General features: G+C 43.2%; 17 protein-coding genes and 1 pseudogene. 7 read left to right on the top strand and 11 right to left on the bottom strand.

Annotation, left to right across the window (positions count from 1 at the left end):
* Positions 1 to 77: 77 nt before the first annotated feature.
* The 3 genes from GSF13_RS20470 to GSF13_RS20460 all read left to right on the top strand — a co-directional run bounded on the left by GSF13_RS20470 (position 78) and on the right by GSF13_RS20460 (position 2,085).
* Positions 78 to 377: a hypothetical protein gene (locus GSF13_RS20470; protein ID WP_010606023.1), complete on the top strand. Its 300-nt coding sequence runs from the start codon at positions 78 to 80 to the stop codon at positions 375 to 377.
* A gap of 27 nt (positions 378 to 404) precedes the next feature.
* Complete coding sequence (locus tag GSF13_RS20465) at positions 405 to 1,058, top strand: HAD family phosphatase (RefSeq protein WP_010606024.1); 654 nt, start codon at positions 405 to 407, stop codon at positions 1,056 to 1,058.
* 187 nt (positions 1,059 to 1,245) lie between these two features.
* On the top strand, positions 1,246 to 2,085 hold the full coding sequence (locus tag GSF13_RS20460; protein WP_010606025.1) for a DNA ligase: 840 nt from the start codon (positions 1,246 to 1,248) through the stop codon (positions 2,083 to 2,085).
* A gap of 83 nt (positions 2,086 to 2,168) precedes the next feature.
* Here the strand turns inward: GSF13_RS20460 and yeiP are convergent, their stop codons facing one another.
* Positions 2,169 to 2,738 carry an elongation factor P-like protein YeiP gene (yeiP, locus tag GSF13_RS20455; protein WP_211866937.1) on the bottom strand — a complete coding sequence of 190 codons (570 nt, stop codon included), beginning with the start codon at positions 2,736 to 2,738 and terminating at the stop codon, positions 2,169 to 2,171.
* An 83-nt stretch (positions 2,739 to 2,821) separates the two neighbouring features.
* Positions 2,822 to 4,153 (bottom strand): tetratricopeptide repeat protein, encoded by a 1,332-nt coding sequence (locus GSF13_RS20450; RefSeq protein WP_206472160.1) that lies wholly within the window; start codon positions 4,151 to 4,153, stop codon positions 2,822 to 2,824.
* 1,769 nt (positions 4,154 to 5,922) lie between these two features.
* Here GSF13_RS20450 and GSF13_RS20445 point away from each other — a divergent pair.
* The gene (locus tag GSF13_RS20445; protein WP_174169795.1) at positions 5,923 to 6,522 is read left to right on the top strand and encodes a glutathione S-transferase N-terminal domain-containing protein; all 600 of its coding nucleotides are present in this window, start codon (positions 5,923 to 5,925) and stop codon (positions 6,520 to 6,522) included.
* Positions 6,523 to 7,060: 538 nt separating this feature from the next.
* Here GSF13_RS20445 and yghU read toward each other — a convergent pair.
* The 3 genes from yghU to GSF13_RS20430 all read right to left on the bottom strand — a co-directional run bounded on the left by yghU (position 7,061) and on the right by GSF13_RS20430 (position 11,393).
* Positions 7,061 to 7,933, bottom strand: a complete 873-nt coding sequence (yghU, locus tag GSF13_RS20440; RefSeq protein ID WP_130163505.1) for a glutathione-dependent disulfide-bond oxidoreductase — start codon at positions 7,931 to 7,933, stop codon at positions 7,061 to 7,063.
* 207 nt (positions 7,934 to 8,140) lie between these two features.
* Positions 8,141 to 9,973, bottom strand: a complete 1,833-nt coding sequence (locus GSF13_RS20435; protein ID WP_211866935.1) for a S8 family serine peptidase — start codon at positions 9,971 to 9,973, stop codon at positions 8,141 to 8,143.
* Positions 9,974 to 10,214: 241 nt separating this feature from the next.
* Positions 10,215 to 11,393 carry a multidrug effflux MFS transporter gene (locus tag GSF13_RS20430; RefSeq protein WP_102057410.1) on the bottom strand — a complete coding sequence of 393 codons (1,179 nt, stop codon included), beginning with the start codon at positions 11,391 to 11,393 and terminating at the stop codon, positions 10,215 to 10,217.
* Between the two features lie 163 nt (positions 11,394 to 11,556).
* Here GSF13_RS20430 and GSF13_RS20425 point away from each other — a divergent pair, with 163 nt between their 5' ends.
* Complete coding sequence (locus GSF13_RS20425) at positions 11,557 to 12,027, top strand: hotdog fold domain-containing protein (protein ID WP_010606036.1); 471 nt, start codon at positions 11,557 to 11,559, stop codon at positions 12,025 to 12,027.
* Here the strand turns inward: GSF13_RS20425 and GSF13_RS20420 are convergent.
* The 5 genes and pseudogenes from GSF13_RS20420 to GSF13_RS20400 all read right to left on the bottom strand — a co-directional run bounded on the left by GSF13_RS20420 (position 12,024) and on the right by GSF13_RS20400 (position 18,029).
* Positions 12,024 to 12,419: a polymer-forming cytoskeletal protein gene (locus tag GSF13_RS20420; RefSeq protein WP_211866933.1), complete on the bottom strand. Its 396-nt coding sequence runs from the start codon at positions 12,417 to 12,419 to the stop codon at positions 12,024 to 12,026. The genes GSF13_RS20425 and GSF13_RS20420 overlap by 4 nt on opposite strands.
* 37 nt (positions 12,420 to 12,456) lie before the next feature.
* The gene (locus GSF13_RS20415) at positions 12,457 to 13,539 is read right to left on the bottom strand and encodes a M23 family metallopeptidase (RefSeq protein WP_211866931.1); all 1,083 of its coding nucleotides are present in this window, start codon (positions 13,537 to 13,539) and stop codon (positions 12,457 to 12,459) included.
* A 142-nt stretch (positions 13,540 to 13,681) separates the two neighbouring features.
* On the bottom strand, positions 13,682 to 14,995 hold the full coding sequence (fahA, locus tag GSF13_RS20410) for a fumarylacetoacetase (RefSeq protein WP_211866923.1): 1,314 nt from the start codon (positions 14,993 to 14,995) through the stop codon (positions 13,682 to 13,684).
* Between the two features lie 132 nt (positions 14,996 to 15,127).
* Complete coding sequence (gene hppD, locus GSF13_RS20405) at positions 15,128 to 16,174, bottom strand: 4-hydroxyphenylpyruvate dioxygenase (RefSeq protein ID WP_095726715.1); 1,047 nt, start codon at positions 16,172 to 16,174, stop codon at positions 15,128 to 15,130.
* A gap of 419 nt (positions 16,175 to 16,593) precedes the next feature.
* Positions 16,594 to 18,029 (bottom strand): annotated as a pseudogene (locus GSF13_RS20400) (peptide MFS transporter).
* 371 nt (positions 18,030 to 18,400) lie between these two features.
* On the opposite strand from GSF13_RS20400, the gene GSF13_RS20395 reads away from it, so the two are divergent.
* Positions 18,401 to 18,661, top strand: a complete 261-nt coding sequence (locus GSF13_RS20395) for a hypothetical protein (protein WP_029215839.1) — start codon at positions 18,401 to 18,403, stop codon at positions 18,659 to 18,661.
* Here the strand turns inward: GSF13_RS20395 and GSF13_RS20390 are convergent.
* The gene (locus GSF13_RS20390) at positions 18,630 to 21,512 is read right to left on the bottom strand and encodes an ATP-binding protein (RefSeq protein ID WP_211866920.1); all 2,883 of its coding nucleotides are present in this window, start codon (positions 21,510 to 21,512) and stop codon (positions 18,630 to 18,632) included. The genes GSF13_RS20395 and GSF13_RS20390 overlap by 32 nt on opposite strands.
* A gap of 266 nt (positions 21,513 to 21,778) precedes the next feature.
* Between GSF13_RS20390 and GSF13_RS20385 the strand changes: the two genes are divergently transcribed.
* The gene (locus GSF13_RS20385; RefSeq protein ID WP_010606043.1) at positions 21,779 to 22,987 is read left to right on the top strand and encodes a serine hydrolase domain-containing protein; all 1,209 of its coding nucleotides are present in this window, start codon (positions 21,779 to 21,781) and stop codon (positions 22,985 to 22,987) included.
* The last annotated feature ends 154 nt before the right edge of the window (positions 22,988 to 23,141 follow it).

Raw genomic sequence — 23,141 nt, 5'->3', positions numbered from 1 at the left:
CTACAGTGATTATAATAGAGTATCTAAAGCCCGCATTAAGCGGGCTTTTTAATGAAATTTTTATGTTAGGAGTGGATATGTCAGGTTTTTGGAATTATCGAGTGATATATTGTGAAGCAACAAAAGACGAAGCGGCTTTATATCAAATCCATGAAGTGGAATATAACTTAAATGGTAAGGTAACGAATTGGTCTGAAACGGGGGCTGCACCCTTTGGTCGTTCGATGGAAGAGTTGCAAGCGGACGCTGATAGACTGAAGTCAGCTTTCGATAAGCCAGTTCTAAAAGTGATTAGACAGCCACGAGGCTATACATTAGTTGAAGTTGATAGCGGTGAAGAAGCCACAGCTGAGCCACCAGCAGGGATCAATGGTTAATTAATACAACCAATTTAAGGAGTGTAAATGCGTTTTCAGGCAGTTTTATTTGATTTTGACGGTACATTAGTTGACTCAGAAGCACTCCATTACCAAAGTTGGATGAAGGTGTTAGCCCCGTATCAGATTACTTATACGGAGCATGACTTTTGTGATGAGTTTTCGGGTGTACCAACGCTTAAAGCCGCGCATATACTCAAAGAAAGACACCAACTTGCGCCTTCTGCCCGCGATTTATGTGATGAAAAAAATGTCGTCTTTGTCGCAACCGCTGCGGAAGTTCTCCCTAGATTGATGCATTTTGCAAAGCAAGTCGTTGAATTAACCTCAATGCGTTGTCCAATCGCACTCGTGACAGGAAGTAGCAAAGCGGAAGCGCTTCCTGTTTTACAACACTATCGGTTATTAGAGTTATTTTCTGTCATTGTGTGTAAAGACGATGTCGAACAGCCGAAGCCTCATCCAGAACCTTATCGCAAGGCGCTCGCTGCGCTAAACATTGCGCCACACGAAGCGGTGGCAATAGAAGACACCTGCACAGGACTAACCTCCGCCAAGGAAGCTGGGTTAACTGCGGTTGTCGTACCAAATATACACTCTAATAAACAAGATTTAAGTCTTGCTGATCATTCATTTATCGATCTCGAAGCGGTTTTTGACTGGCTTTGCCCTGAAAGGTAATAGCAATTGGTATAAACAGGGACTGTTAGTCAAAGCTATTCGATTTTACAAACGTCGATTCTTATGCAATCTTTAAGCATGAAATTTGTTAACTTTTGATATCAGTGACTCTAAACGGCTCAAGAGTATGCCAATCGGTATTAGTACAGGGCACTGGTCTTAACTATCCACTGCAAAGGATTATGCTATGCGATATGTACCATTCTTGTTCTGTCTATTATTAGGTTTTTCCAATCTCCTTTATGGAAATGAAACCCACACAAAAATCCAGCTCGCTTCGGTATATCAAGGCGACGAAGATATTTCTAATTATCTTGTTAGTGAAAAATTTGATGGTGTTAGGGCCATTTGGGATGGCTCGCAACTGCGTACGCGTGGCGGTCACTTAATTAAGGCGCCAGACTGGTTTACGCAAGGGCTACCTGATACATGGTTAGACGGTGAGTTGTGGGCTGGGTACAATAACTTCGCTTTTGTGAGCGCGATAGCAAGACGCCATTCGCCTAACAATGAACACTGGCGTCAAGTGACTTATTATGTATTTGATGCGCCAAATTCTACAGAAATATTCTCTCAGCGTCATGAGCGTTACTTAAGCCTACTAAGCCATATTGAGTTATCACACATTAAACCCGTCAAGCAGCTATCATTTGGCTCCGTTGATGAGCTAAACGACTATTATCATGGTGTCTTAAAGCGAGGCGGTGAAGGGGTTATTTTGCATGCTAAAAATGCAAAGCACGAAGATGGAAGAACAACCAACGTATTAAAATACAAGCCGTACCTTGATGACGAAGCCATCGTGATTAAGCATTTACCCGGTAAGGGAAAGTACCAAGGGATGATGGGATCGCTATTGGTGAGAGATGAACAAGGTATGGAGTTTAAAGTTGGGTCGGGGTTTAGCGACGAAGAGCGCGCATCACCACCACCGATTGGTAGCCAAATTACCTATCGATATCAAGGATATACTAAGTTTGGTAAACCGCGTTTCGCGCGATTTTTAAGAGTAAGGCCAAAATTATAGAATGGCACTACTGCTGCAAAGAAAACTTAGGGATTTTTAGACGCTAGCGAGCACTACGGCTCGCTATCAAAAGTGCAATGGAGTTATTCTGCACGGCCCATGAACTTAGATTCAGCAGTGTTGATCTTAATTTTGTCACCGCTTGAAATATGCTCAGGAACTTGAACAACAAGGCCTGTCGTTAATGTCGCTGGCTTTGTTCTCGCGCTAGCAGATGCGCCCTTGATTGAAGGAGAGGTATCTTCAATGACAAGCTCTACGCTGGAAGGCAAGTCGATAGAAACAGGCATGCCTTGAACTACGACGATAGATAAACCTTTAGTTGATTCATCGATAAATAGCAATTGCTCAGCAACAGACTCTTTATTTAGGTGGTATGGCGTGTAATCTTCATCATCCATAAACACATATTCATCACCATCTACATATGAAAGCATTGCAGGGCGGCGGTTAAGATCTGCAAGTGTCAGCATCTCTTCCGCTTTAAAAGTTTCATCTACTTTAGAGTTATCTACTACATCGTACATACGCATACGGTATAGGCTACCACCAGCGCGACCTTGTGGTACTGAGCGCTCAATGTCACGAACAATCATTACGCGGCCGTTATACTCGATCGCGGCATGTTTTTTTATTTCACTTGCCTTTGGCATAGCTTAATTCCTAATACAAATAAAGTTGGCACAATATAATCATTTTTCGGCTTTTTGGCGAGTTTCAAAACTCATTCTAAGCTTTAAATACCGTATAAAGTCGTCATTTCTGAGTACTTGATCCCAAAGTGCTGGTCAAACCAACGGTTGATATAATCATGCTCGGGCTCAAGCTTGGCACAGCGTAGAATATTTTCACCTTTATTGGTGCCAAGTGCCTGTCCACAGTAATTTTGCTTCCAAGTCAGCGTAAGATCTTGAGAGAACTTTTTGAGTAATTCGTCAAAGGTCTTTTCTGTTATCTGTGAAAGATTAAGAAAGTCGGGAGACAGCGGGGTGATATCAAGTTGCTCAAAATCAGCCTGATGTGCACGTGTTTTATTATGCTTACTATCGCTTGCACTGCCTTTGATATAACGATGGGCTAAACTCGCCTCATAATTAACATTGATATCAAATTTCTCATCATAGATGGTCACCGGATAAGTAAATTCTCGTGTGACTTCGACAGTGTGTGTGTTATCTGAATTATTTGGGTCTGGTCGTTCAACTTCCTGCTGATAATGCTTACGCTGAATATATTGGTTGCTATTGCGGTAATAGTCCGCATCAACGTATAGTTCTAATGAAAGCTGTTTACTGCCTTCGCTATCAAACCAGAGGCTATTATTAAATGCCGTATTTAGGCTTGAGATAAATGCACTGTATTGTCCTCTGATTGAGTTGCCAAAGCGCAAGCCAATATCAACACGATCTCTTATGTTCATTGCAAAATAACGACTTTTATCTTGGTTATCTACACGTAAACGCTTTGGAGTTTGCCACGCTAAACAGTATTTTTCCGTAAAACTTTTTAAATAGAAGCGCTGTCCGCTGACTTGTCCTGCAATTTCATCACACTTTTTCTGCGCTTGCGTTCTTAGCGTGTCATAGTGGGTGCTCATGGCGCTTGCTAATTGCGCATTGCTGATCAGATGGCGATAATTATGTTCAAACAGCTTAAACTTGTCGGGATAGGGCGTGTTTGATAGCGAGCGGGCTTCGTCGAGTAGCCATTGCCTCACGTAATCCAGCTCTTCTCTTTGGGTATTTGCCATTGCGCCATTCGGTTTCATTTGCCATTGAGCTTGGTTTTTTACGATTTCTTCTAGCCTAGTTGCAGCTGCGGTGTAGTTATTTGCCAAACGCAGCATACGGACATCGATAAGACCTTTATCTATAAGCTTATCTCGCGCCAGTGTTAAACCTTGTTTCGCTTCAAGATCCTCAGGGTCTTCCGCGAGTGCTTGTGAATAGTATTCAGCAGCTTGGCGGTACATTCCTGCTTCGTAAAGTTTATTACCTTTATAAACCAGCGATTTACAGCCGCTAATAGCAGCCAATATTGCAATGATGATGGCGGTTTTCTTGATCATAATATCATTCCATTCGCGCAAAAAGTTCCATAAGCACAGTTATTGATTTTAGTATCCATTCGCTTCAATTACAGGCGCACCCGTTCCAAAGCTTTTAACTGGCTTATAATACAGGGTTCTGGCGAAATCTACATCACTGAATTGTTAAGATTTTGTTTTGGGTAATATTGAATCATTATGCTCAACGTAGCCTAAAAGTTCAGCTGCTTAAGTAAGAACCGAGCTCACAAACTACAGCATTTTCCCTTCATCACACCCGAAAAACATAACAGCTCGGCGGGTGAACCACCTCCCACAAAGCTGTCTGCAATGCTAATTAGGAGGCTATGCTGATAGTTTTTGTAACCCTTGCAAACAGCTTCACCGTAAAAATCGTAGACGATCTCACAAGCAACTTATTCCCCCTCCATCACTCCCGAAAAGCATAAGCCGATATGCAATGTGCCAACAGGATGTCGGCCAAGTCTTGTCAGGCACAAGGACGTGCCTTACAAGGCGGTTGCACTATATCGGCTTAGGGTTTGAGGATTTAGTGTGATGCTGGGGCGACGTTTTCTTGGTTCGCTCGATCGCGTCGTTTCAAAAGAATGAACGAGGAGCGCATGGATGCGCTTTGATATTAAACATGGAGGTTTATGTTGCTAACGGCTGATAGCTTGAAATTTATCGTGAAGTCAGCCTGTCCTCCTGACTGGTTTCGACGCCCATCCATGGGCTACGACTTACTTTTCTTTGATGCCCAAAGAATCGTTGCGCAAAAGAAAGGGCACTCCCGACATTACACTGACTCCTCAAGTAAATTGCCAATATGAACGTCACCGCGGTGTAAGGGACATCCCTATCCCTGTCACAGCTTTTCACGCATCCATGCGTTGAAATGACTCATTGGTAATTTACTTTCGGGTGTGATGAGGGAGACACAAGGCGCTGATAGTTTTGTTTGGTGCTTGTAGGAAAATTAGCTGCTTTTGAGAGAAAAACTAGAACTTGCAGTCAATACTAATCCCCCTTTACCACACCCGAAAAACATAACAGCTCGGCGGGTAAACCACCTCCCACAAAACAATTTAGACTGTTAATTAGGAATTCACACCGATCGTTTTTGTGGTGCTTGTAAGCAACTTAATCATAAAAGCCGTAGAAGATCTTGAAAGCAACTTATTCCCCCTCCATCACACCCGAAAAGCATAAGCCGATATGCAATATGCCGACAGGATGTCGGCCAAGTCTTGTCAGGCACAAGGACGTGCCTTACAAGGCGGTTGCACTATATCGGCTTAGGGTTTGAGGGTTGAGTGTGATGCTGGGGCGACGTTTTCTTGGTTCGTTCTTTTTGGTCGTTTCAAAAGAATGAACGAGAAGCGCATGGATGCGCTTTGATATTAGCCAAGGAGGGTGTGCTTGATTAGGAGTGATTTGTAAAATCAAGCACTTAGCCTGCTTAATTGCTCAGGCTAACAGCCTCTGTACGCGTAAAAAATATAATTGCTTATTAAGGCAAATTTAGGTGTAATGAATACATAATAAGCGCTGAGCAATGTAGGGAAAGCTTACATAACACTAGCTAAACTGATTACACTAGCTAGGAAAGTGAGAGCCTCCGAAAAGCCTATTTTTTCTAAGTAAGCCATAGCATAAACAACACCAACTCTGTCACACCGAGCAGGTAGCAGCTCAGTCCAACAAGCGATTATGCAACACAAACTGTGTGTCGCATAAATACTAAAATGTTATTCGACTTAAAATTTGCGCAATGGAGGTTCAAGTTAATGCAGTTAATCGTTGGTACTGATTCGACATGGTCTTTGAGAGCCTGGATATGTGGTCAAATCGCAAATGTCGATTTTGACGTAAATGTGATTGACTTAGCCAAGACAGACTATTGTGATTCGTTGGGTAAGGTTTCTGATACGGGATTAGTTCCTCTACTAATCGACGAAGACTTGAAGGTTCATGACTCGCTTGCTATTGCTGAGTATTTTAATGAACTGTCAGAAGGTACACTATACCCCAAAGCTCGTACTGAAAGGGCTGTTGCAAGGAGTCTCTGCTCAGAGCTACATTCTGGGTTTGTTAACCTCAGAAATGCCTGTCCTTTCACTTTAGTTTCAGTGGCTCCCCTGCAAAATATTGGTGATGCTTTCAATCGCGAGTTAGGAAGAGTCGAAGAGATTTTTGGTTCAGCCAAACTTCCGTTTATGTTTGAATCTGCCAGTGCTGTAGATGCATTTTATTCAATCCTAGCGTTTAGGTTGAAAAGTTACGGGATTACATTTAACGGTAAGGCGGGAGAGTATCAAGCGAGCATGTTGAGTTGGCCAGTGTTAGAAAAAGCGATCCAGTCGGCGAAAGTCTGGAAAGGCGCATAACAAACACATATAGGGGCGTTACGCCGTAATCTCTTATTGCGATCTCATCGCTGCCTAAATCAGTCGATACAACTTATCGTTTAGGGCCACTAGACATTCATCGGTTAACCTTAATCTTGCACTACTCAAGGGGATGGCTTATTCGTCCAGTTTAGTTAAAGGCTCAGCTAAGGTGTAAACGATTCAATTCATTGCTAAATAAATGCGCACCAGTGGGGTGTCTAATCAAGGCCAAAGAGCTTATTACTTCGACAACACTTACCTGTAAAATTCAGCTATTACTGACAAAAACACAAATAATGCATGGTTTTTCGTGCTTCTCTAGTTAGGTGTAGAGCTCACCCCATTGTACGACTTAGCTTTTTAAAAAACGTTCATCGTCGAATACCGTTTTGTTCTTAAGCATAAAATAAACTAACACGATTCTTTTCTGATACACAGACAACCGGGTTTGATTAAATCTGATTAATCAAACCCGGAAGATAAAGCTAACCCCTGTTAAACCAAGAATTAAACCAAGAATTAAACCAAGATAAGGTTATGGTGCTAGTTTGTCTTGGGTGCTGGTATCAAAGTCGCTGGCGTCGTGCCTTTCATGAAGCTGCTCATGAGGTTCTCCCCATGTTTTATTTACCATTTTTCCACGTTTGACCGCTTCTCTTGAGGCGATGAGTCCAGCCCAGCGGATCACGTGTTCATAGCCATTGACGTCTAAAAACTCTGCCGCATCGTATAGGTGCCCTTGGGCTAGCACGCCATACCACGGCCAGATTGCCATATCAGCGATAGTGTATTCATCGCCACAAATATATTCTCTTGTGGCTAAATGTTGATTTAGTAAGTCCAGTTGGCGCTTCACCTCCATCGTGTAGCGGTTGATTGGATACTCGTAGTGCTCGGGTGCGTAGGCATAGAAGTGACCAAATCCACCACCAAGTAGTGGCGCAGCCCCCATTTGCCAAAATAACCAGTTGAGGCACTCTGTGCGTTTTGTAGGATCCTGAGGAATGAACTTTTGAAACTTTTCAGCTAAATAAAGCAAAATTGAGCCAGATTCAAAGATTTTGGTAGGTTCCTTGGTGCTGGTATCTAATAACGCGGGGATCTTAGAATTTGGATTAAGTGCAACAAACCCTGAGCTAAATTGTTCACCTTCCATGATATTAATTAAAAAGGCATCATATTCTGCTTCTTTTACCCCGGCAGCTAAAAGCTCTTCTAGCAAGATAGTCACTTTCACGCCGTTTGGGGTCGCGAGGGAGTAGAGTTGTAACGGGTGTTTGCCTTGCGGTAGGGACTTTTCGAATCTTGCGCCTGCAGTAGGGCGGTTGATATTCGCGAATTTACTACCATCGCCACTTTGCCATGGCCACTGCCAAACTTTAGGTGGTGTATAACCCGATGTACTCATTTCATGAACTCCTTCTGTGACTGTCCAAATCCATTATAGAGTGTAGAAGTGAAATGGAAATGAACAAATTTCTGTGGTCACAGGTTTACCCGTTTTATCCAGATCTTAAGAGAGATCCGAACAAGCTATCAACAAAAGATGGGGGAGAGTAGTAGAATAAAAAATGCCGATCAAAAGACCGGCATTCTTGAATTGGTTGGTTGGGAGTTAAAACACAACAGTTTGTGTTGCTGAACAGGCCGCAGTGCTACCTTGTTCGCACACTTGGTAGCCGTAAGTACCGCCGCCTTTAACACTGATGCTGTCTGTATGACTATTATCATTGTTAGTTGTGACAATTTTACTACCGTTACGATAAATATCGACTTGTGACGTGCTTGCACCGTTCCAGCTTAAGTCAACATAACTGTTACCTTTTTGCTTATAACCTGAAGCTGAAAGCTCAACGCTCGTTGTGTTATCACCGTCACCTGAACCACCGCCAGCACAGCCATTAGCGGTTAAGTAAGCGCTTGCATCTGCTGCTTTAACGATACCGTAACCAAAGTACACGTCTTTACCTACAGCGCCAGCATCTGCTGCGGTTGCTTTTAATGCACTACGGATTTCTTCACCAGTACACTCTGGGTGGTTAGACCATACCAATGCAGCAAGACCAGCAACAGCAGGAGTTGCCATTGACGTGCCGCTCATTAAGCCATAATCACTCGTACCAATGCTGATATTCGCGTTTGTAGCGGCCATCAACGCAGTGCGATCTTCAAATGCAGCGCCAACCGCTGGGATTGATGTGCTGTTAGTATCACCTAAAGTGCCGTATAGCATGCCAGCCTCATTATTTACGATAATCGCGCCGATACCACCAGATGCTTCACAGTTTGCTACTTTATCGTGGAATGAAACATTACCGCGGTCAATTAGGCACACCTTACCGATTGCAGCATCATCGGTTGCTTCTGCGGTGCCCATAAAGTAAAGCGAGCCTGAAGCGTTACCACTGTTTTCCATTGCTGAACTTGCAAACGCCGCACCGTCTGCGGTCATGCTTGAAGAAGTTGCCATATCTGCTGGGTAAGTTGAAAGTGTATCAACACCGCCTGCAGTTACCTCTACACAAATATGCTCGTCGTTAGTCGCGCGTTTTCCACGGCCAGAAGTACAGCTTGGATACTGGGAAAAGTCTGCAATTTGATTATCTGCATCGTTTGCACCGATCATCATTACTGAAGGATAGCCAGCAGGATATGAACGAACATTGTTGCCATCGTTACCAGCTGCCGCAACCACTAAGCCACCAGCATTACGGAAGTTTTCAAATGCGTTTGATTCTGTATTGTTTGAGCCACCACCACCCAAACTCATATTGATGATGTTTGCACCTGCTTGTGAGCATAGGTTTGCTGCGTGAGCAAGGTCAGAAGAGTAGCCCCAGCCTTCTGCGTTAAATACTTTAATAATGTGCATTGGCACGCCAGGAGCCATGCCGATAACACCAATATTATTGTCAGCAGCACCGATAGTACCAGCCACGTGTGTGCCGTGTGGGCCACCATTTTCATACCAATTACCTGTGCCGCTGTCATTATCACCGGTGATATTACCCCAAATGAAGTCAGGGTTTGATTGGTCAAGACCTGAGTCAATCACACATACTTTCATGCCAGCGTTCGCATCGAAAGTAAGTTGATTTGCTTGTGATTGGTACACAGCATAAGGCGTAACCTGTTGCTGCATTGGGTTACCTGCGTCGTCGTTATAAATCCCCAGTGGGTAACGCTTTTGGTCTGCTTCAACGAGTTTGATGTGTGGGTTGTTTAATAAGCCTTTTACTTGACTAAGATCTTTGCCAGTAAAAGTTGCAGCAAAGAAGCCATCGCCATCAACGTGCAGCTCAGCGCCAAGCTTTTTAGCAAGTGCTTTTACGACGCCTTTTTTCGAATTGTCGACCTGAATGATGTATCGATCGTCAGATGCCTGTGCTTGTGCCATAGCGCAAGCGCCAGCGATGAGTAGTGCCCCAGTTAACTTGTTTAATTTCATTGTTATTTTCTCAGTTACATTGCGTGAATATTGTTGTTAATAAAAACTAACAACTTCTTAACAGTGATTAGCATATAACCAATAACAAGAACTCGTAAAGAGTAAATTATGCAGATTTGTGGAATTAATAAGAATATTTAATTACTTTAATATAATGTATGGTTATGACAGGACGTCTAACCATACACCGTAGTTATTAATAAAGGAACTGTACTGATAATTGCTATTATATCAATTACAATTAAGCTGCACTGTGAAGCTGGTGGCGATGCTTCGTAGCCAGCAGCAGTAAGAAAGGTAATGCGAGTAGTAAGTGCAACGCGAGTTGCATCGGGGCATCCAATGCCAGTGGTTGCGTCATGGTTGCAAGTACCCCCGCGCCACTCATCTGTAATACCCCAATCAACGCTGAAGCCGTCCCAGCTTGTTTCGCAAACCCAGATAACGCTTTACCTGCCGCTGCTCCAATCGTAAATGCAAAGCCGACTGACGCCATATACATAGGCAGTACAAAATGCGCTATTTTAGTTTGTGGCAAAGCCAGTAACAACAGGCCACTAAAGCTAAAAACGGCGAGGCCAAAGGTGAGCGACTTCTGGCTATTGCGCTTGATGAAGTGGGGCGCAATGAAACTTGCGACAATACTCAGCGCTGCATTGCCAGTAAACCAAAACGTGAAGTCGGAAACACTGCCACCCATTTTTGCCATGATCCACCCCGGAGCTGAAATCACAAATACCAGCATGGCAGCCATACCAAGCATCGCTAAGGCGGCATTGTAAATGAAAGTCGTGCTACTGAGCATCGGCTTAAAACGTCTCAAATCTAGGATATGACCGCTGTAATGTGTATCTTCGGGGCGAGTCTCTTTATAGATAAGAGAAACCAAGATGAGACCAACAATAGCAAAACCAAACAAAAAGCTAAAATTACTCTGCCAGCCAAATTCGACAGTGAGCCACGCACCTAAAAGAGGCGCTAACGCTGGGATAAAACATACAATACCGTTGAGGTAAGTGATCATTTGGCCACTGCCTTTGTGTCCAAAGCTATCACGAACGATAGCAAAAGCGCTGACGAATGTGGCACAAGCGCCTAGGCCTTGTAACACTCGAGCTACCATCATGAGTGGCCAAGTGGAGACTGTGCTTGCCATCACTGCGCCAAGCGCAAATAAAATTATTCCAACCAGTGCAACCGGCTTACGGCCATATTTATCCGCAAGCGGACCTGCTATCAATTGTCCAAGACCCACAGCTAACATATAAATACTCACGGTTTGCTGAATTTGACTTTCTGATACTTGAAGGCTGGACTGCATGTCCACAAACGCAGGTAGATAGAGATCGATACCTAAAGGGCAAAAGATAACAAGTAAAGCGAGAATAAAAATCAGTGCTTTTGAATTTGATTGGGTCATGGCGTCTCCTTTTGGCCGTTATTGTATTGTGGAGAATGAGAAAAGACAGGACAAAGCGCCGATTTAGCAAATTTTTAAGATATTTTATTCGCTGAGAATTGCAGACGGTTGATTGACTGGTCAGATGTGTTAATTTTAAGCAAAATCATTTTAGAAAAATCTTATGTCTGCACCACTTTTAAAAATTTATAAAAGGATGAGTTGGTTGCCATTTGGTAAATGGATGTTCAGTAAGGCGGTATGTCGTAAGGCTCCTTACTTTGGCACCATTAAGCCTAAAATCACACAATTGAAGCCCGGCGTTTGTAGGGCCACAATTCGTAACCGTAAAGCCATTCATAACCACATAGGTACGGTTCACGCTATTGCTCAGTGTAATCTTGCGGAGTTGTGTGCTGGAGTCATGACAGACGCAACCATCGACCATAAAACCCATCGCTGGATCCCTAAGGGGATGTCAGTGCAATATTTAGCTAAAGCTGAGACCGATCTGCATGCCGTGGCGCAAATAGAATACCCGCGAGCATGGCAAGATAAAGAAGAGTTAGTTGTACCGGTGGAAGTTTTTAATACTGCGGGAGAGAAAGTGTTTCACGCCGACATTAACATGTATATCAGCGCGAAAAGATCTTAATTGTTTATGGTTTGATCACCGGTAGAGTCAATTGCCGTGACGTTATTGGTTCGCTCGTTACGGTGCGTCAGTTTACCATCGACATGCGCACCAGCTTCAATCGTTAAGGTCTCGTGTTCGATGTTGCCAAATACTTGAGCGCTAGGAAGCAGCGTGACCTGTTTGGCATGAATATCACCTTCCACTTTGCCTAATATCGTCAGTTCATTGGCTTGGATATTACCTTGTACTAAACCTTTATTGCCGATGATTAGTTTTTCGATGTCGAGATTACCATGGATGGTGCCATCTAATTGCAGTTCACCTTCACAGACAATATCGCCCGTGACTTTAGTGCTTTGAGCAATAATGGCTGGGACGTCGTTTCGTTGGTTTTTAAAAGAATTAAACACGAATGCCTCACTATCGCAGCGTAATTGCAATTAGATGTTACTTATTGAATGCGCGGGCGATTTTAATTGGGTTTAGGTGTTTTTTACCTTGAATCACTTCATAGTGCAAGTGCGTCGCTGTACTTCTTCCTGTGCTGCCCATTAGTGCAATTACGTCACCTTTATTGATTTGCTGGCCTTTTCTTACCTTGATGGTGTGAAGGTGGCCGTAGCGTGTGGTGATGTCATTTGCGTGCTCAATTTCAATAAAGTTGCCATAGCCGCCATTTTTCCCAGCTCGTTTAACAGTACCAGAAGCGGGGGCTACTATCTGTGTTTTGTGCCAACCTGCGAGATCGATACCTTTATGATAGGCACGGCGGCCAGTGATTGGGTCTTTACGAAAACCAAAAGCACTAGAGACATAATATTTTTCCTGAGCGACAGGTAATGTATCTGGCAGTTGGCCAATCATAGTCGATAACTGCGCATAAACTGCGTATTGGTCAATGGCATTAATAAAGCTGGCTTCTACCAATTCTAAGTCGGCTTGGAAGTAGGGGCCACCTTGCGCTTCTGAGAAGTCAGATGATAGTTGTAATCCCGCACTGTCGATGGACTCTTGCATCGCTGCAATTTCAGCGCCGAACGATTGCCCAAGTTGTTCGCTGAGCTGTCGTTGTTGAATGAGTAGGAGACTGGCTTGTGGAGCAAATTCGGTTGTGGTGCTTGGTTGTGAGCTACCAAGGTCTGTCGGTGTTTCTTCTAACTCGCTTTCCGCTACGTTGTCGTCAGTTGTTTGAGTCGAGTCAACCAATGACTCAAGCACACTGTGCTGCTGTGACAGTTGGTCAAGCATGCCTTTTTGCTGTGCTAATTGCGCTTGAAGCTGTGATTTTTCTGTTTGCCACTTGGCTTGCAGCTGCGCTAAGTTTTGTTGCTCTTTAGTAAGCTTGTCACCGTTTTCTTGTAATTTGAGTGAGGCATTGGCTATCCACATAGCGACAGCGAGCAAAATCAAAATCGAGCAAGCTTGAACCCAAGATGGTAATTTTAACATCTTGACAGTTGCGTCTTGACGAACAATTAATTGAGTCGGCTTAAACAGCTTTAGATATAGGCGCTTGAGTACTTGCAACATTCAACCTCAGATTTAAATCAGCGCTACACTCTAACAATTTTTAGTCAAATTTCCAGTTTTTAGAACTAAAAAAAGGCATGAAATCATCATGCCTTTGATTTAAAAGTAAATAAAATTGCGATTAACTCACGAATAATTGCGATTATTTTGCTGGAAGTACAGTGCCTTCAACACAGCCAAAACCGATACGGTTATAGCCTTGGGCTTCACACCAACCGCGCATAATCACTTTATCGCCATCTTCTAGGAACTTACGCTCTTCGCCGTTTGCAAGCGTGATAGTTTCTTTGCCGCCGCGTGATAGTTCGAGTAATGACCCCGCTTCTACATGCTCAGGGCCTGATTGCGTGCCTGAACCTAGCATATCACCCGGTAAGAAGTTACAGCCATTCACAGTGTGGTGTGTAACCATTTGCGCAACTGTCCAATAGCTGTGCTTGAAGCTGGATTCAGACAGTTTGCTTGGTTTAGCGCCTTCACTACGCATTTTTTCAGTCTCTAGTAAGACATCCATGCGAATATCAATAGCACCAGACTCGCGGTTTTGCGTTGATTCTAAGTATTCTAGCGGTTGTGGATCGTTTTCATCACGGTGCCATTGAGTACGGTATGGTGCAAGTGCTTCTGTGGTTACAACCCAAGGAGAAACCGTTGACGCAAAGTTTTTCGCAAGGAATGGACCTAATGGTTGATATTCCCAAGCTTGCAAGTCACGTGCAGACCAGTCATTGAATAAACAGAAACCAAAAACGTGATCTTCAGCATCTTTAATTGCAATAGAGTCGCCAAGTTCATTACCTTTACCTAGGTAAATACCTAGCTCTAATTCGTAGTCTAGACGCTTACAAGGACCGAATGACGGCGTATCTGCATCTGGTGCTTTGGTCTGGCCTTTAGGGCGAGGGAACGTTTGACCTGAAACACCAATAGACGATGCTCGGCCATGATAACCGATTGGTACCCACTTGTAGTTTGGTAGCAGTGGGTTATCAGGACGGAACAGGCTACCTACCGCTGTTGCATGGTAGATTGAGGTATAAAAGTCAGTGTAATCGCCAATGTGGCAAGGTAGAGCGTATTCTACGTCATCCTGTGCAACCAATGCACCTTCAAGGCTTGATTGCAGTTCAGAACCTTCACGTAATGCACGAGACAGGGCAAGTCGAAGTGCTGACCAGTACTGCTGGCCCATTCCCATAAATTCATTTAATGCAGGGGCATTTGCAGCTTCGGCGGCCTTAGCAGCGTCACCTGAAAATAGGTTAGCGTCAACAACTGCGCCAAGGTCTAGTACTTGATCGCCAATCGCAACACCGCCACGAAATTCTTCGTTACTGTTCTTACGACGGAATACTGCAAAAGGTAAGTTTTGAATAGGGAAATCAGTTCCAGTCGCATTCGCACTAGCTACCCAACTTGTTAATTGGATGTCGTGTGTTTCATTAATTTGAGACATTGCCTTTCCTTTAATTTTGGCTTTCAACTTGAGTTATGGTCAAAAGTGAAAAACTCAAGTCGTAATAGCAATTTGATAAACCACAAAAAGCAGCTATCGCTAGCTGCTTTTTTATTAATTTGATGTGTGTGTTTAGATTACACCACGGCGCTCTTGGTCGCGTTCAATTGACTCGAATAACGCTTGGAAGTTACCTTCACCAAAGCCGCCATCGTCAACACGTTGGATCATTTCGATGAAGATTGGGCCAAACAGGTTTTTAGTAAAGATCTGTAGTAGGTAGCAGTCTTCGCTTTGGCTATCTACTAGGATTTGGTGCTGCTTGATCTTTTCTTTATCTTCTTTAACCCAAGGCACACGGTCAAAGATAGTGTCGTAGTAGTGATCTACGATATCTAAGGTAGCAATAGTGCTCTTGTCTAGTTTATCTAGTGAACTAACCAAGTCGTCAGTCAAAAATGCTAAATGCTGAACACCTGGACCATTGTACTCATCTAAGTACTCATCGATTTGGTTGTTGTTGTCGTCTTTACCTTCGTTGATTGGAATAGAGAAGGTGCCACATGGTGACTTAAGTGCATAAGAAAGCAGCGCCGTTTTTTGACCTTTGATGTCAAAGTAACGAACTTCAGTAAAGCCAAATACGTCTTTATAGAAGTTAGCCCAAGTTTCCATCGTCCCTTTGTAAACATTGTTTGTTAGGTGATCGATGCGCTTAAAGCCTTTGTCTTCAACAACCTTTTGCTCGTCTAGGTCAACGAAGTCTTGCTCGTAGATTGACCCTTTATCGCCAAAGTTTTCGATGAAATAGATAAGGCTATCGCCGATACCGTAAATCGCTGGGTATGGTAAGTCTTTGTGTGTTGAATCAGTCGCAGGTTTTGCACCACGCTCAACTGCGGTTTCAAACGCTTTTTGCGCATTTTCTACACGCCAGCCCATAGAACAAATAGCCGGGCCGTGACTTTTAGCAAACTGTGCTGAGAAGCCTTCACGCTCGTTATTCAACAAAAAGTGAATATCGTGCTGGTTGTAGTAAACGATATCTTTATCTTTAAATTTCTTTAGTTTTGAGAATCCAAAGTCAGTGAATACCTTATCCATGTAATCAGCGTCTGGTGTTGCATATTCTGTAAACTCGATGCCGACTAGGCCTAGTGGATTATTTACTTCACTCATTGTTTTACTCCCGTATTAAGCACTGGGTGACTTGTTAGTATTTATGACTGGATGATTAATCAAATTACTGCAAAGGGGAAGCTAGAGGCAGTAAATAGCAGTATGAGACTTTGTAAATTTAGTTGCACAATTGCCATGTAAAAGACACAAAATTGACACAGGCGTGACGATAATTATTTTTGCTTGAATTTTGACTAAAAACAGCAAGGAGTTTTGTGGGGTATTTTGTAACTTTGTTTTTGTATTGTTTTGATTTTATTTGCTTTTTATGTTTTTGATTGGTGAGTTATATGAGAGGGAGGATTTTTATCACACGACTAAATTGAGAGGGGAAATGATGCTAAGTGTATTCAAAGCTTTACATTTGGCTGTTGTGGGAGAGGTAAACCACGCTAAATCAGCGTGGTTTACAGCAAATATTATTGCTTCTCAGCGGATACTTCTAGTTCTTCCGCTAGGTAATGCTCTTGCGTATGAGGCTCGTGCTTGCCCTCAGCGCCGTGCATCCAATCTACAAGCTTGTTGCTTAATAGATACATTAACACAGCAGACAGCAAGGCTACGCCGCCTAAACCAATGAAGATGCTCATCGCATTTTCCATTGCTTCTTGGCCTTCACCGATGAAAGAGCCAACAAGACCTGCAAGCTTGTTTGCAACAGCCGTACATAGGAACCAAATACCCATTAGCAGTGATGCTAAACGTAGCGGTGCCAGTTTACTTACCATAGAAAGACCGATTGGTGATAAACATAGTTCACCAAGTGTGTGGAACATGTAGAACAACACTAACCAAATCATGCTGATCTGAAGTGTGCCACCCGCTTCACCACCTTCTGTTGCAAGCGCAAGCATCATGGTTAAGAAACCAAGTGCTAAGAACACCAGACCAATTGCGAATTTCACTGGAGAGTTCGGTTCTTTGTTATCTAGCTTTAACCAGATCATCGCTACTAATGGCGCAAATACAATGATGAAGATAGAGTTAAGCGACTGGAACCAAGAAGCCGGGATCTCAAAGCCCATAAACATACGGTTGGTATAGTCGTTTGCGAATAGGTTCATCAGACCACCAGCCTGCTCGAAACCCATCCAGAAGATAATTGAGAAAACACTCATGGTGAAAATAACACGGATACGATCTTTTTCTTTCTTCGTAAGCGGTTCTTTAGTCTGTGAGTCAGACATCTGTTGAGAAAGTTTAGCCGAAGGTACTTTACCGATATCGCCAAGGTATTTCTGGCTTAAGATAAGCTGCATAACCACAGAAATGATCATACCAACACCGGCTGCGATAAAGCCTGCCTGCCAGTTAACGACTGCTGCTACATAACCCGCAACAAGTGGACCTAATGCACCACCTAAGTTGATACCCATATAGAAGATAGTAAATGCACCGTCACGGCGCTTATCACCTTCTTGATATAGATCACCAACCATTGTTGAGATGTTTGGCTTGAATAAGCCATTACCTAAACAAAGCAGTGCTAAACCAAGGTAGAAGACATTTACTTCTTGTCCTGCCACAACGCTGTGAGGAATACCCATAATAAAATGGCCTGTAGCCATTAAAATACCACCAATAATGATGGCTTTGCGCTGACCTAATACGTTATCTGCAAGCCAACCACCAAACAGTGGGTGAGATAAACGGCCATCGTAAATGTGCCGTAAAGGCTTAGTGCGTCGGCATTGCTCCAACCGAAGCCACCATTTTGAACTTGTGCTACAAGATAAAGAACTAAGATGGCACGCATACCGTAGTAGCCAAAGCGCTCCCACATTTCGGTACCAAATAATAAGAAGAGGCCTTTAGGGTGACCCAGAAATTCTCCGGCCTTCGGAACTGAATTCATATGTACTTCCTAATCTAATCAATGTGTTGTATCTGGCCATTTTTATAAAGGATGCGTTATTGCATCTAATGTTTTTCAATCAACACTGAATAATGAGCCATGTACTTAACATGCAACGTTTGAAGCGATGCGCGGTAAATAGAACACTTTTCAATGCAGATTGGCATTGCTCATCGAGTCACCGAGTAAAAATCTTAATCAGATATTTGCTTGTATGAACTCTGGCATGCCTGTACTTTTTTTGAACGGGTGACCAGTACCTATTTCAACTAGCGTTTGTTGTATGTAACGACTAACTAATTTAAAAAAGTGCGTCAGTATACTCAGTGAGAATTAATAGGGGAAGTGTTTGGAGTCAGAAAGCGCATAAAATGCGGTCAGTGATTCAGGGGAGGATCATTCTTTTAGGTGGCGGTTATATCTCAATGAATGGCGTAACCATTAAGGTTATGTATCTTTTTATCGCTGATATTTACCATTTATTGCAGGTGTGGGAGCAGGTTGTCCCTGCGATCCATTTATCTTTACCTAGTCGAGAAAAACGCTTCCAACCAATTAGCGATAAGATTTGTGGGGGCAGTGCTACCCACCCCCATATCATTACGCTTCTTGACTCAAATATTGTTGAATAAACTCGGTTGCAGCTAAAAAGTCCTGCTCCAATTTATCACGCATTTGGATCAGCTGATCGGTGGTCAGCGTGCCTTCCTTACATAAAGTCTCAAACTCTATGGCAGTTTCTGCTACTTTTTCGGCACCGATAGTTTTGGAGATGGACTTAAGTTGATGACAAGCTTCAATGATTTCCTCTTGGCTCATCGTGATCACCGCACCATTTACATCTCGTGTTAACTGGCTACTTTGTTCTAAGTACATTCGGAAAAAGCGATTTCGTTTCGCTTCATCATGGTTCACATACTTGTTGAGCATGTCCATATTGATAGCGGGAGCTGGTTCGCTGGCCTCAGCTTCAATAATTTCAGACTCTACAACTATAGCCTCATCAACAACTGGCTCTAACTCAGCCGCTTGCTCTGATCCTACTGGTACTTGGCTAACGGCTACTGGTGCGACAGTTGATGGCTCAGTACTTTGTCGTGGTTGCTGTGTTTTTGGTAAGCTTTCAATACATTTATTGAGCGTTGCTTCTAGTACATTTAACTCTACTGGTTTGGTGATATAGTCATTCATACCACCCGCCTCACAACGTTCTCGTTCACCTTTTAGTGCATTAGCTGTCACGGCAATGATGTATGGTTGCTCAATGGTATCGGTTGCGGTTTCTACATAGTCTCTAATATGTTTTACCATGTCGTAGCCTGACATCTTAGGCATATGTAAATCAGTTAGTACGATTGGGAAGTGCTCTTTTTTCCAAAGTTCTAAGCCTTCCTCACCATTTTCTGCAACCTCGACACCATAGCCTAACAGGTGTAATTGGTCGGTCAGCACTTGCTGATTTAATACGTTATCTTCAACTAACAACACCAGCTTGTTGGTTGCTCTGGCTTCATCAACGCTTAAAAAGTCGTTGATGGTGCGAGAAGGTTTAATTTCCTTTGGTTTATGCAAACCAGCAGCGACCAAGATAGCCGTCATAAAGCTAGACTTACACAACGGTGATGCATTGAGATAGAAAATATTTTTGTGATTAAGCGCTGCTTCGTCCATTTTACTTAAGACAACAACTTGCTGTTCGTTTTTCTCAAGCGAGTAGACTACGGTTCTTAGCTCTTCATTGACTTTATCCATGCCGTCTAAACCGTCTAACACCCAAATCAATTTGTCCTCGTGTTGGTGTTCGGCTATCTCGCTTTCATCAATAGTAATCACGTTCGCACCCATAAATGAAAGGTAGCGATTTAAAATGGTGCGTCTCTCATTATTTGGGGTGAGCAGAGCAACAGTGCGACCGTTTAACATTTGTTTGTTTACGTAATTAACTTTGCCATCCACACTAAATGGTAATTCCACAACAAACTCGCTTCCCATGCCAATATCTGAGTTAACATGGATACTACCTAGCATGAGTTCGATTAAACTTTTACAAATAGAAAGGCCAAGTCCTGTACCGCCAAATTCTCGGGTGATAGAGCCTTCAGCTTGAATAAACGGATTAAAAATTTCTCTCAACTGAGCTTTTGTCATGCCTTTACCATTGTCAGTGACGGTAAAGCGTAGGGTGTAATGCTCCGAGGTGTTTTGTGCAACTTCAACGGAGATTTTTACATAACCTTGGGTTGAGTCGTCTGTAGTCGTGAATTTAATGGCATTACTGCAAAGGTTATAAAGTACTTGTCTAACGCGAACTGTGTCACCAACTAAATTTGTTGGAATGTCAGGAGCAACAAACAGCTGTAAGTCTAATTTACGCTTTTTCGCTACTGATGAAAGCACACGTGCGACTTCCTCTGTGGTTTCAGCCACCGAGAAAGCACTATTGTCTATACGTAATTTACCTGCCTCAATTTTAGAAAAGTCGAGAATATCATCAAGAATACCAAGTAAAGAAAATGCCGAGTCGCGAATAATCGTGGTGAGGCGGTGTTGAGCACCGTCAAGATCGGTTTGGCGCAGTAAATCAATGGTACCAATGACGCCGTTCATTGGTGTGCGGATCTCATGGCTCATAGTGGCTAAGAAAGTGGTTTTGGCATCACTTGCACGCTCCGCATTTAAAATCGCTTTTTCCAGCGCCAGCGTGCGGGCTTGAACTTCGGTTTCGAGACTTTCTTGAAGCTGTTTTAACTCGTTTTGCGTTGCTTGATCGGACTCTATGGATGACTGTACTTGCTTTAACAGTGCATTTATTGCTTCTGCAACCTCAGCCAGACCGCCACTATAATAAGTACCAACCGTCGACTTGTAGTTTTTATCCATCGTTAGGTGATTGATTTCTGCGATGAGTTCTTCAGTATCGTTGCTTGATGCGCCAGAAAGCCGACGTGCTGCAATCACAACGATCATCAAGGCACTAATAATAGCAGCAGCGAGTAATACATAAGCAATGAATGGGTCGCTTGATGGCGCAGCTGCAACGGGTGGCGTATAGGTCAAAATGAGTTCACCGACGTTTTGCTCATCTAGTAGCAGTGGCATGTGATAAACCTGCATTGTGTCTTTGTTATAAGACTCTTCACGATTCAATGCAGTGATTCGCTCACTTGCACTTTGTTGAAATACCAGGTTTGGTTGCCCCATCCCTGTATTGACATACAAATAGGCGCCCAAATGCTCGTTAGAAGCTAATAATGCGGATACAATTTGCTTGGCACTGTCAAAACCGTGTTGTGTGACCACCTTAGCAAGGGGAGTTGCAACTGTTGTTGCTTGCTGCTGCAGATTCACGGTTGGTGCGGTAGGGACGTCAGCCTGCTTTGGCAGTAGGTAAGCACCTACGGCGCTGCATAGTCCAACAATCAATATTGCGATAAATAAAAAAAGTATCCGTCCATTTGCATTGGTGTTCGCGCTATTTGGCATGCTTAATCCCGAAAGAATTATTTATACTTATTAGTTGTAGCAATCCTATCACCTTCGGCAAGTTTTTACCTCTCGTTTTTCAATCAATAGTGGCAATAGCCTAAGATTATCTGATTGTTTTAAATCTTAAAATAATCAGGTTGTTATCTCGATAATTTTCACTACGCCTGCGATGTGCAAAGCAGTAAGCTTTAATAAAAATTAAATTTTACGTAACGTTTTTATAAAGTAGTATTCGTTCAACCTAATACTTATAAGGATATCTCATGTTTCTACGTCAAAGTCGGCTGGCGTTTGGTTGGCTTATTACACTGCTGGGCTGCGCCTTACTAACAGGCTGTAATAACAGTGACAATTCTATTGTTATTGAAAAGAGTGCTCGCGAAGACATAGCCGTCACTCCGCCGCGCTATGGCAAGGTGGGAGACGGGCTACTCAACGAACAACTGGAAGCAATCCGAGCTGAGTTTGCTATGCCCGCACTTGGCGGGTTTATCGTTTATGGGGATGAGTTGATTGAGCTTGATGTAGCTGGTGTGCGAGTGAGTACAGGGCAAGCTCTGGTCACCAAACTTGATAAGTGGTCGATTGGTTCGTTCAGTAAATCCATGACAGCAACCGTCGCTGCTCGCTTGGTTGAGCAGGGGTTAATTCAATTTGACAGTCGGGTGAGTGATGTTTTTCCTGAGTTAATCGGAAAAATTAACCCTGAATTTGAGTCTGTTACATTAACGGCACTGCTTTCGATGACTTCGGGCTTAAAGCGTGATCTTGACTCCATGTATTCTGGTAAGTGGCATTTAGATCAACGTGGCATGGTCGAGCAAAGATATGCCTGGACTCAAGAGGTGTTAACGACGCAACCAGAAGTGACTCACGGAACCTATCTATATAGCAATGCAGGTTATGTTGTTGCAGGCCATATGTTGGAGCGTGTGACGGGGCAATCATGGGAAGCGTTAGTGAAGCAAGAAGTATTCATTCCTCTTGGAATGGAAAATATTGGATTTGGGCCTGCTAGTTATGGAGACCCAGAAGGACAGCCGAGTGGTCATCAGATGCGAGAAGGGCAGTGGCATCCAATAACACCGGCCGACAGGGTCGATCTACCAAACGTTGTTGGACCTGCTGGGTTAGTCAGTACGACCTTGACCGATTTGTCATACTATTTACGTGCTTATCTCGCGGGTGCCAGAGGTGGTGATAATTTGATTGGTGCTAATTCATATACGCGACTGCTCACACCGGTTAGCCCAGAATATGGCTTAGGCTGGATCCTTACTCCAAACAACAATAGCTTTCATCACAATGGCTTTACTGGGACCTTCTATTTAGACAACTTAGTGTTGCCAGAAAAGAACATCGCGATACTAGCGGTAACAAATGGCGATACAAGTAATGCAAAACAAGCGGTAGAAAAAGCGATACAGGTCATGCAACAAAGATTTGAAGCTCAACATAAAGACAATCTCTAAACAGGATTGATAAACCTTGCTGCCGAGCTTCGCTATAGGAATGAGATAGAATATGTATTTCCATTCTATTTTATTCCTTTAAGCACATATTCCTCTTAAGTGACGCCTTTTTCTTTGTTATAGGCCTAGAGCAGTTTGCGTTATTTATAGATAT

This window comes from Pseudoalteromonas sp. M8 (genome assembly GCF_018141365.1).
Taxonomy (GTDB): Bacteria; Pseudomonadota; Gammaproteobacteria; order Enterobacterales; family Alteromonadaceae; genus Pseudoalteromonas.
This window is presented reverse-complemented; position numbering and strand designations above follow the sequence as displayed.

Bases quoted from the DNA above. Each gene is read 5' to 3' on its own strand.
- fahA (WP_211866923.1), bottom strand. From the start codon at position 14,995: ATGTCTCAAATTAATGAAACACACGACATCCAATTAACAAGTTGGGTA.
- GSF13_RS20430 (WP_102057410.1), bottom strand. From the start codon at position 11,393: ATGACCCAATCAAATTCAAAAGCACTGATTTTTATTCTCGCTTTACTT.
- GSF13_RS20445 (WP_174169795.1), top strand. From the start codon at position 5,923: ATGCAGTTAATCGTTGGTACTGATTCGACATGGTCTTTGAGAGCCTGG.
- GSF13_RS20415 (WP_211866931.1), bottom strand. From the start codon at position 13,539: ATGTTGCAAGTACTCAAGCGCCTATATCTAAAGCTGTTTAAGCCGACT.
- GSF13_RS20425 (WP_010606036.1), top strand. From the start codon at position 11,557: ATGTCTGCACCACTTTTAAAAATTTATAAAAGGATGAGTTGGTTGCCA.
- GSF13_RS20385 (WP_010606043.1), top strand. From the start codon at position 21,779: ATGTTTCTACGTCAAAGTCGGCTGGCGTTTGGTTGGCTTATTACACTG.
- GSF13_RS20465 (WP_010606024.1), top strand. From the start codon at position 405: ATGCGTTTTCAGGCAGTTTTATTTGATTTTGACGGTACATTAGTTGAC.
- GSF13_RS20470 (WP_010606023.1), top strand. From the start codon at position 78: ATGTCAGGTTTTTGGAATTATCGAGTGATATATTGTGAAGCAACAAAA.
- GSF13_RS20390 (WP_211866920.1), bottom strand. From the start codon at position 21,512: ATGCCAAATAGCGCGAACACCAATGCAAATGGACGGATACTTTTTTTA.
- hppD (WP_095726715.1), bottom strand. From the start codon at position 16,174: ATGAGTGAAGTAAATAATCCACTAGGCCTAGTCGGCATCGAGTTTACA.
- GSF13_RS20435 (WP_211866935.1), bottom strand. From the start codon at position 9,973: ATGAAATTAAACAAGTTAACTGGGGCACTACTCATCGCTGGCGCTTGC.
- GSF13_RS20395 (WP_029215839.1), top strand. From the start codon at position 18,401: ATGCGGTCAGTGATTCAGGGGAGGATCATTCTTTTAGGTGGCGGTTAT.
- GSF13_RS20460 (WP_010606025.1), top strand. From the start codon at position 1,246: ATGCGATATGTACCATTCTTGTTCTGTCTATTATTAGGTTTTTCCAAT.
- yghU (WP_130163505.1), bottom strand. From the start codon at position 7,933: ATGAGTACATCGGGTTATACACCACCTAAAGTTTGGCAGTGGCCATGG.
- yeiP (WP_211866937.1), bottom strand. From the start codon at position 2,738: ATGCCAAAGGCAAGTGAAATAAAAAAACATGCCGCGATCGAGTATAAC.
- GSF13_RS20450 (WP_206472160.1), bottom strand. From the start codon at position 4,153: ATGATCAAGAAAACCGCCATCATCATTGCAATATTGGCTGCTATTAGC.